This is a genomic window from Caballeronia sp. (genome assembly GCF_049581465.1).
Taxonomy (GTDB): domain Bacteria; phylum Pseudomonadota; class Gammaproteobacteria; order Burkholderiales; family Burkholderiaceae; genus Caballeronia.
Window position 1 is genome coordinate 1 of the sequence record NZ_JBAUSA010000286.1, and the last position, 7,063, is coordinate 7,063.

The window sequence follows — 7,063 nt, forward strand, 5'->3', positions numbered from 1 at the left end:
GTGCCATAACGGCGGCAACTCGGTCCCCGCTTCGCTGCGATCGAGGGTAGCGGCCATTGCCTTGTGCGGGAAAGCCGCGATCTCGTCGTCGATGGACTCGGTACGGTCCAGCCAGTCAGTCAGTTTCAGCGCGGGTTCAGTCACGTTCCAGGCTCCAGACGCGTATTCGATGATGTCCACTATGAACCGCACCCGGTGTTTCTCGGAGTCCGCATTGTTGAATCCCATCGTCTCCGCCGATGCCATCATCTAAATTTAAGTCATTGTTTAATCATATCTTTCCTATGGTGCGTCGCACAAATAAATGCTTGACAGTTGGCACGCAACGTTTAGAATAGGTTCCATGTTGCAGCGCAGCAAAACGAATTGCCTCAGATAGTGACCGCAGTTCCGGTCGCTGCATATAACCCCGCGACCGCAATGACCGGTCGATACTTCGAGAGCGTAAAAATGACTATGTTTACCCCGGAACAATTTGCCGCCGCCAACAAGGCTCAGTTCGACACCCTCTTCGGCCTGACGAACAAGGCGTTCGAAGGCTTTGAAAAGCTGCTTGAGTTGAACCTGCAAGTCGTGAAGTCGACGCTGGCCGAAAGCCAGGAAAACGCGCAACGCGTTTTGTCGGTGAAAGACGCGCAAGAACTGCTCGCGCTGCAAGCCAACCTGGCACAGCCGGTGGCAGAAAAGGCGTTGTCGTATGGCCGCCATTTGTATGAAATCGCATCGTCGACGCAGGCTGAATTTGCCCGCGTTGCAGAAGCCCAATTCGAAGACCAGAATCGCAAGACGCAAACGCTTGTCGAGAACGTCGCGAAGAATGCACCGGCAGGTTCGGAAACGGCTGTCTCCATGATGAAGTCGGCGATCGCTGCCGCCAACAGCACGTACGAAACGATTAACAAGGCGAGCAAGCAAGCCGTCGAGATCGCAGAAAGCAACTTCAACGCGGCTGCTAGTGCCGCAACGAAGGCTGCAAGCCAAGCCACGCGTAATGCGACGAAGGCTGTCTAAGCTTCAGCTCGTTGCAAGTAGAGGAAAACCGGGCATGCGCCGTCATGGCGTTCAGTTAAGCCCGTTGTGAAGAAAGCCGCACTCATCGCTGAGTGCGGCTTTTTTTCTTTGTGTCAGATGAAGCAGTGTTCTTTCTTTCGACGCCGATCATTCCCGGGTCGACCGTGATCTTCCCTTCGACCTGGCATGACCTCGACGGCAACTTTGAAGATGCAAAGGTCATTCATGCGGTGATGTCAGTCGGACAGTGCGCGGGCCGACTATGTATTTGCTACCAGCAATTCTTCTGCATTGTTTGGCGGCCGCAGGTCATCCGTCCTGCCCGCGAAGTAGCGCCGCGTGAGATCGGCCCCCGAGACGTGCCGTGCTTCTTTCATGCCAGCTTCGTGGGCGAGCGCCAGGATCTCCGGCGGGGTGAAGAAGCTGAGGAAAGGTGTCCCGCTCGCTCTCGCCCCCTTCTCGGCCATCTCAAGCCCGGGGCGTACCTCCGGGTCCGCCAGCTCCAGCGGGAGCAGGAACGTCATGGCGAACGTCGATCCCGGGGCGAGGGTCGCGACCTGGCGCAGCGTGGCCGCGTTCGCATGCTTCGTGAGATACATGCTGACGCCCGTGGAGGCCACGATTGCCGGCTTGCTGTCATCGAAGCCGGCAGTCACAAGTCCGTCCCGCCAGGCCCCTCCCGCCTCGAAATCGACCGGCACGAAGCGCGGCCAGTCCAGGACGCCGTAGCCGAGCTCGATCAGGCGCTGACGCTTCCATGCCTGCGGGCCCAGCGGGTCGATCTCGAACACCGTGAGGCGGGACGCGATCTCCGGTCTCCGCTGGGCGAAGCTGTCAAGGCCCGCGCCGAGGATCACATACTGACTAAGCCCGCGGCCGGCCTGTTCCACGACCAGGTCCTCAATGAAACGAGCACGAGCCACGATCGAGGCGCGGAAGGGGCGCGTGAACTGCAGGTCCATGTCCCCGCGATGGCGCCAGCCGTTGTCCGGGGCCAGCAGCTTAAGGCCAATCTCGTCTTCCAGCACATGCGGCGCAGCGTCGGCCTCGACATGCAGAGCGCGCCACAAGGCAACTCGCGCTGCTGTGCTGTCAGGCGCTACATTTCGCTTGTCGTCCATGCGTTTCAATCCTCTCTGTTTGTTTTTGTCTGACCCCGGCGGCCCGCCAATCACCGAGGGGCGCTATTTCCGCAAAACGATGGCTTTGCGATGGTGCCGACACTGACAGATTTATCACGAGCTACCCCTGTTGCGCGGACGCCTGATCTCGAGCGTCTCATGGTGGAACTGCGCAAGGGACTCGCGCTGCGCGACGCTGACAATCGCCGCCATCGGTAATCGTTCATTAAGGAGGCGATACAGATGCGCTTCGTTGTCAGCGTCAAGCGCACTTGTTGCTTCGTCGAGGAACGCGTAGTCAGGCCTGTGCAGCAGCACGCGAGCGACCGCTAGCCGCTGCTGCTCGCCCGGGGAAAGAATGCGCCACCACGGGAGGGATTCCTGCAATCGGCCAACATAGTCTTCCAGCCGACACACATGCAGTGCCTCGCGACAGTGGTCGTCGCTGAAGGTTTCGGCCGCCGCGGGGTAAGTCAGCGCAGCCTTCAAAGTGCCCACTGGCATATAGCTCTGCTGCGGAATGAACATCATGCGCGCGTTCACAGGTGCGTCGATCGAGCCGTTGCCGAATGGCCAGAGACCAGCAAGCGCTCGCAACAGCGTGCTCTTGCCCGCGCCGGACGGCCCGCTCACGATCCAGCGCGAACCGGGTTTCACGGCGATGTCGCGCACGCTCGCGAGCGTTTCGCCGTTAGGCAGCGCAAGCAAGAGGTTACGCGTGACGAGGTGCTTTTCGTCGACGTAACGCAGGTTGACGCCGCCATGCTCGGTGCCCGGCGAGACCGACTCCTTCAGATGAGGTTGCCGCATGACGCGCTTGAACTCGCATAGACGGTTAGCCGTCGCACGCCATTCGACGAGCGTATCGTAATTGTTGATGAACCACGAAAGCGATTCGCTAAGCGAACTGAATGCGTCCGCAATCTGCATCAGCGTGCCGAAAGTCAAGGCGCCGGCGAAGTAACGGGGCGATGCAACGACCATCGGGAAGATATCGGCGATCTGACCGTAGCAATTGACCACGAAGCTGTAGCGTCTCGTGTACCTCATGAAGCGCCACCAGTTTTCGCGAATCCGGCCGAACAGGTCCTTGGCGTTCGATCCTTCGGTCCGCATGCCGTCATAGAACGCAATCTGCTCTGCGTTTTCGCGCAGACGAATCAGGCCAAACCGGAAATCCGCCTCGACGCGTTGCAACTGGTAGTTGATCGACACAAGCGGGTGACCGAGCTTGTTTGTCAGGAGCGAACCGGCAATCGCATAGGCAACGGCTGCCCAAAGCATATAACCCGGAATCTGGACGGGCGTGCCTGCGATCATCACGACCAGTGCTCCCGCCGTGCTCCACAGGACGATGGAGAACCAGATGAGCGTCTCGATGGTCGAGAACAGGTCGAGCGTAAGAGAAAGCGTGGTGGTGGCGAACAAATCGAGGTCGACAGCGATGCGCTGGTCAGGGTTGTCAGTGAGGCGGTCGCGCTCGATGCGATAGAAGGTGCCGTCGCCCAACCATTCCTGCAGGTAGCGCGTGGTCAACCATTGGCGCCATCGGAAGCCAAGCATCTGCCGCAGATAGCGGTTGTAGACCGAGATCATGATGAACCCGAACGCGAGCCCGGCAAACATGAGCATCAGCCGCGGGAAATCGTGCACGCTCTTGCTTTCCAGTGCGTCGTAGAAATCGCGGTTCCATATGTTCAGCCGGGCGTTGATGCCTACCAGAAGCAGATCCATTACGATGATCGCGATCAGCAGCCCCCACGCGGTCCTGCGTTCCTCGGAGACCCAGTACGGTTTGATCAGACTCCATGCTGAGACACGGTCGAGTTGCCCAGATGCAGGGCCGGACGATGGGTTGGTCATGAGCTTCCCCGTAACGCACAGCGATCGCGGATCGAGTCCAGGTACACGTATGATTGTCCGACACGTGCATGCATGGCGGTCTCGCGGGAACGTATGCACGCAGCCACGCTACTCTCTCATAAAGCTCACGATGCGCGGCCTGCTCCGTGACCGCGGGTCGACTTGTCATGTCCGCAAAAGCCTTCAGGTGCGCAATCCCGGGGCGGTGATGCGCACGAGCGGCGACGAACTGGCGTCATTCTTCAGACACATGAGGCAATTCAGGGTGACGTTTCATCCGCCACTTGTCGACCCGGGCGGATAACGGCGGAACGTTGGCACAGCGGGGGATATGTTGACTGCGGCCTACGAGGCATCAAGGACCACGGGCCCACTTCGATAGACAGCGATAGCCTCTACAAGGTGCTTTTCGCCGCTCTAGCCTAACCAAGGTTCTGTCGTGGTACGAAACTCCGGACTATCGATCTAAAGTCGATAGGAATGCTTACATCGTTAGTCCGTAAAACTGCTCGGCAAGGGTACGGTAAGCCAATGGCGATGCGTGAGCACAGATGCTTGGACACACACGGGTTAGGTACCGGATCACTGCGGCGGTATTGCGGGTTGGGGCCGTCGAGGCGAAGCGTGTGCGCGCGACGGGTGCTTGAGGTGGGTGTTCGACTGCGCGCTGATGCGTGGGGGCGGCACTACGTTCGTGCCAACAGTCTGAAGTGCGAGTTGGGGACACTTAAAAATTGGCGGTTTGAACGCGTTTCTTTGCTTCGTTTCTTTTCGCGGTTTGAAAAGAAATGAAGTCTGCCCCGAACAGGGGCCGGTGCGCAGAAATAATCAGTTGATTGAAAGCCCTATCCAGCAAGGGTTTCCGCCGTTTTCCATGTTGATAGAACAAAAAACTTATTGGGATTAGGGCACAGATAGGACAATTTTCGCGCAATTTGTGCCGACCGCGCAACAGCAGGGGCCAATTCCCGCGTGACGCGCTCGGCGGGCGTATCTGATGAATCTCGCCGGAGCGCGCGCCGGAACATAGGTCTTATACTGTATATACGTACAGGCATTAGCCGACAATGTCTCTTCCCGATTTCGTGCCGGTAAACGGAATTACTTAGACTTTCGCGCAGTTAGTTAGACTCTAAAGCACGGAATTGATTGGACTGCCCGGAATCGCCCGTCATAGACGGGTCTCCAAGCCCAAGCCGCCCCGAGGCTCGGGCAGTACCCGTCTTATCGGCTAAAGGCCGAACAAGCGGGCGAGCAGTCCTTTCTTCGTCTGCTGCAAGCGCGTCTCCGCTACGATCGGAGGCTTATTCAACTCAGATTGCTCGGCGGTTCTGGCGCGCAAGGGGAATTCACCGGAGGCCACAAGTTGGAGCGTTTTGGCGGTGTAATCGAATTTTTCTCCACCTGCGACCCACGTGTCTATGGGAGGCCACACGCCACTCACAAAGTAGTATGCGAGTTTGCGCGGATCGTACCAGTGGTCGCTCGCGAAGTTGACCAGCTCCCAGTAACGCGTGCTCTCGTAGGGTGTGCCAACATTGTCAGTTCGGCGACAGCGCCACACCGCGTCCTCTCCAGCGTTGCCCGTGTCGCAGTCACGACGGTACGTAAACGTGCCTGTCGTTGGATCGTATGCAATGCGCTCTTTGATTTCCGCGAGGGGGCGAATATTGCGTCGGTCCTTGATCCCTTTGATCTTCGCCGTCGCAGTAACGGTGAACAGTTTCGCTCGCTTCATGTTGTAATTTATTTTGGGGGATGTGCTGCGATTGTATGTCGTACGGATCAAACTCCCTTCCGATTCGTCAATTACACGGCTTGCTGTGTGTTTCCACTGTAGCGTCGCGTCAGATCGGGTTGGTGCCAAAATCGATCGGTTCTGCTTTTCCAAGATCTGAGGGTCCGAGAACCGACCATTCAATAGTGCTCAGAACGGTTTGCGGAATTGAGCTTCCACGTCGTCGAATTTGGGGGGGTGCTTCAACGCCGCCATCACGCAAAGATCACTTTTCAGCTCTCTAGCCTCAAAGTCCGCGCGCCAAGTACTTACAATCGAATCGCGTAGCTTACGGTTGAGTAAGAACCTCCCTGGGGGCACCCAAAACCAACCCTTATCGGCGTCATTCATACGCTCTGCGAATCCGAACGCCAGCGTCATTTCCAACCGCGCGAATGCGTCTTCAAATGCATCCGATCCTCGCTGCACGGTCTCGACCTCGCCTAACCCGTTGACGATATACACTTCAGCGACAAGGTACTTGCCCTTGATTCCTGCGTCATCTGACTGGCGTTGGCTGATGCTTCCACTTGCCCACCCAATGGAAATCCAGAATTCGCATCGACCGTCAACATCTCTCAACGTAGCAATGTCCGAGATGACACCAAATCGCTTGTCCGAACGGTACTTTTCCGGCATCGCGTTTTTGTTGTCGTCCTCCTTCCAATCCGCAATAAATGCATCGTAGCGGACCGCCGTGAGCGGGAAGAAATCGTAGTCAAACCCCTTGGCGAACAATGCCTCGAGATACGTGGTTCGTGCTTCCTCTGCGCTCATTCGCCCGCAAGCAAGTCCCATGTAATCGCTGGTCAGGTGCGACGCCGCATCGTTAAATTAATCCGAGATCCCGACCACCGCCCAGCCGACTGAGGTCCGGTCGTTCTCAAACGATGGGGTGAGTTGCATTCGTAGGCCACACGCGTCCCATCGCAGCAACACCCGCATCGGTTCGGCTAGGTCATCGCAAAAGAGCCATTCGTCGGAAGACAGCCGGACGAACGGTCCGTCGTCATCTGCCTCGTCCTCTCCAAGATTGACGGCGAACTTAGGCCGGCCCATTCGCGCGACATATTTCTCGAAGTCAGCACCGGTTCGCAGAGTCATTCGAAGCACTTCTGCGGATTGTCGACAACCGTTTTTCATTCAACTTGCCTCTTCAATTCGAACATCCTTATTCTCATACGTCGTTGCAACATCGATCGTTGGCGCTGTTAGGCTGCTTCACTCTTGATCCACTCGGAGAACGCCCGTACATTTGCCGCAGAAGCGAAGCGGTTCGGCACGTCTAACC

Annotated in this window: 6 protein-coding genes and 1 pseudogene; 1 reads left to right on the plus strand and 6 read right to left on the minus strand. The window is 57.5% G+C overall.

The window, feature by feature from the left end; translation table 11 throughout:
* Positions 1-228 (minus strand): annotated as a pseudogene (locus WCA53_RS07190) (hypothetical protein); the annotation flags it as partial.
* A 222-nt stretch (positions 229-450) separates the two neighbouring features.
* Between WCA53_RS07190 and WCA53_RS07195 the strand changes: the two are divergent.
* On the plus strand, positions 451-1,011 hold the full coding sequence (locus WCA53_RS07195) for a phasin family protein (RefSeq protein WP_423907396.1): 561 nt from the start codon (positions 451-453) through the stop codon (positions 1,009-1,011).
* A 260-nt stretch (positions 1,012-1,271) separates the two neighbouring features.
* Here the strand turns inward: WCA53_RS07195 and WCA53_RS07200 are convergent, their stop codons facing one another.
* From WCA53_RS07200 to WCA53_RS07220, 5 genes are all read right to left on the minus strand, one after another.
* Positions 1,272-2,132 carry a class I SAM-dependent methyltransferase gene (locus WCA53_RS07200; RefSeq protein ID WP_423907398.1) on the minus strand — a complete coding sequence of 287 codons (861 nt, stop codon included), beginning with the start codon at positions 2,130-2,132 and terminating at the stop codon, positions 1,272-1,274.
* A 114-nt stretch (positions 2,133-2,246) separates the two neighbouring features.
* The gene (locus WCA53_RS07205; protein WP_423907400.1) at positions 2,247-3,995 is read right to left on the minus strand and encodes an ABC transporter ATP-binding protein/permease; all 1,749 of its coding nucleotides are present in this window, start codon (positions 3,993-3,995) and stop codon (positions 2,247-2,249) included.
* A gap of 1,231 nt (positions 3,996-5,226) precedes the next feature.
* The gene (locus WCA53_RS07210; RefSeq protein ID WP_423907403.1) at positions 5,227-5,886 is read right to left on the minus strand and encodes a hypothetical protein; all 660 of its coding nucleotides are present in this window, start codon (positions 5,884-5,886) and stop codon (positions 5,227-5,229) included.
* Between the two features lie 36 nt (positions 5,887-5,922).
* Positions 5,923-6,549 carry a hypothetical protein gene (locus WCA53_RS07215; protein ID WP_423907406.1) on the minus strand — a complete coding sequence of 209 codons (627 nt, stop codon included), beginning with the start codon at positions 6,547-6,549 and terminating at the stop codon, positions 5,923-5,925.
* A 57-nt stretch (positions 6,550-6,606) separates the two neighbouring features.
* The gene (locus WCA53_RS07220; RefSeq protein ID WP_423907408.1) at positions 6,607-6,876 is read right to left on the minus strand and encodes a hypothetical protein; all 270 of its coding nucleotides are present in this window, start codon (positions 6,874-6,876) and stop codon (positions 6,607-6,609) included.
* Positions 6,877-7,063: the final 187 nt, after the last annotated feature.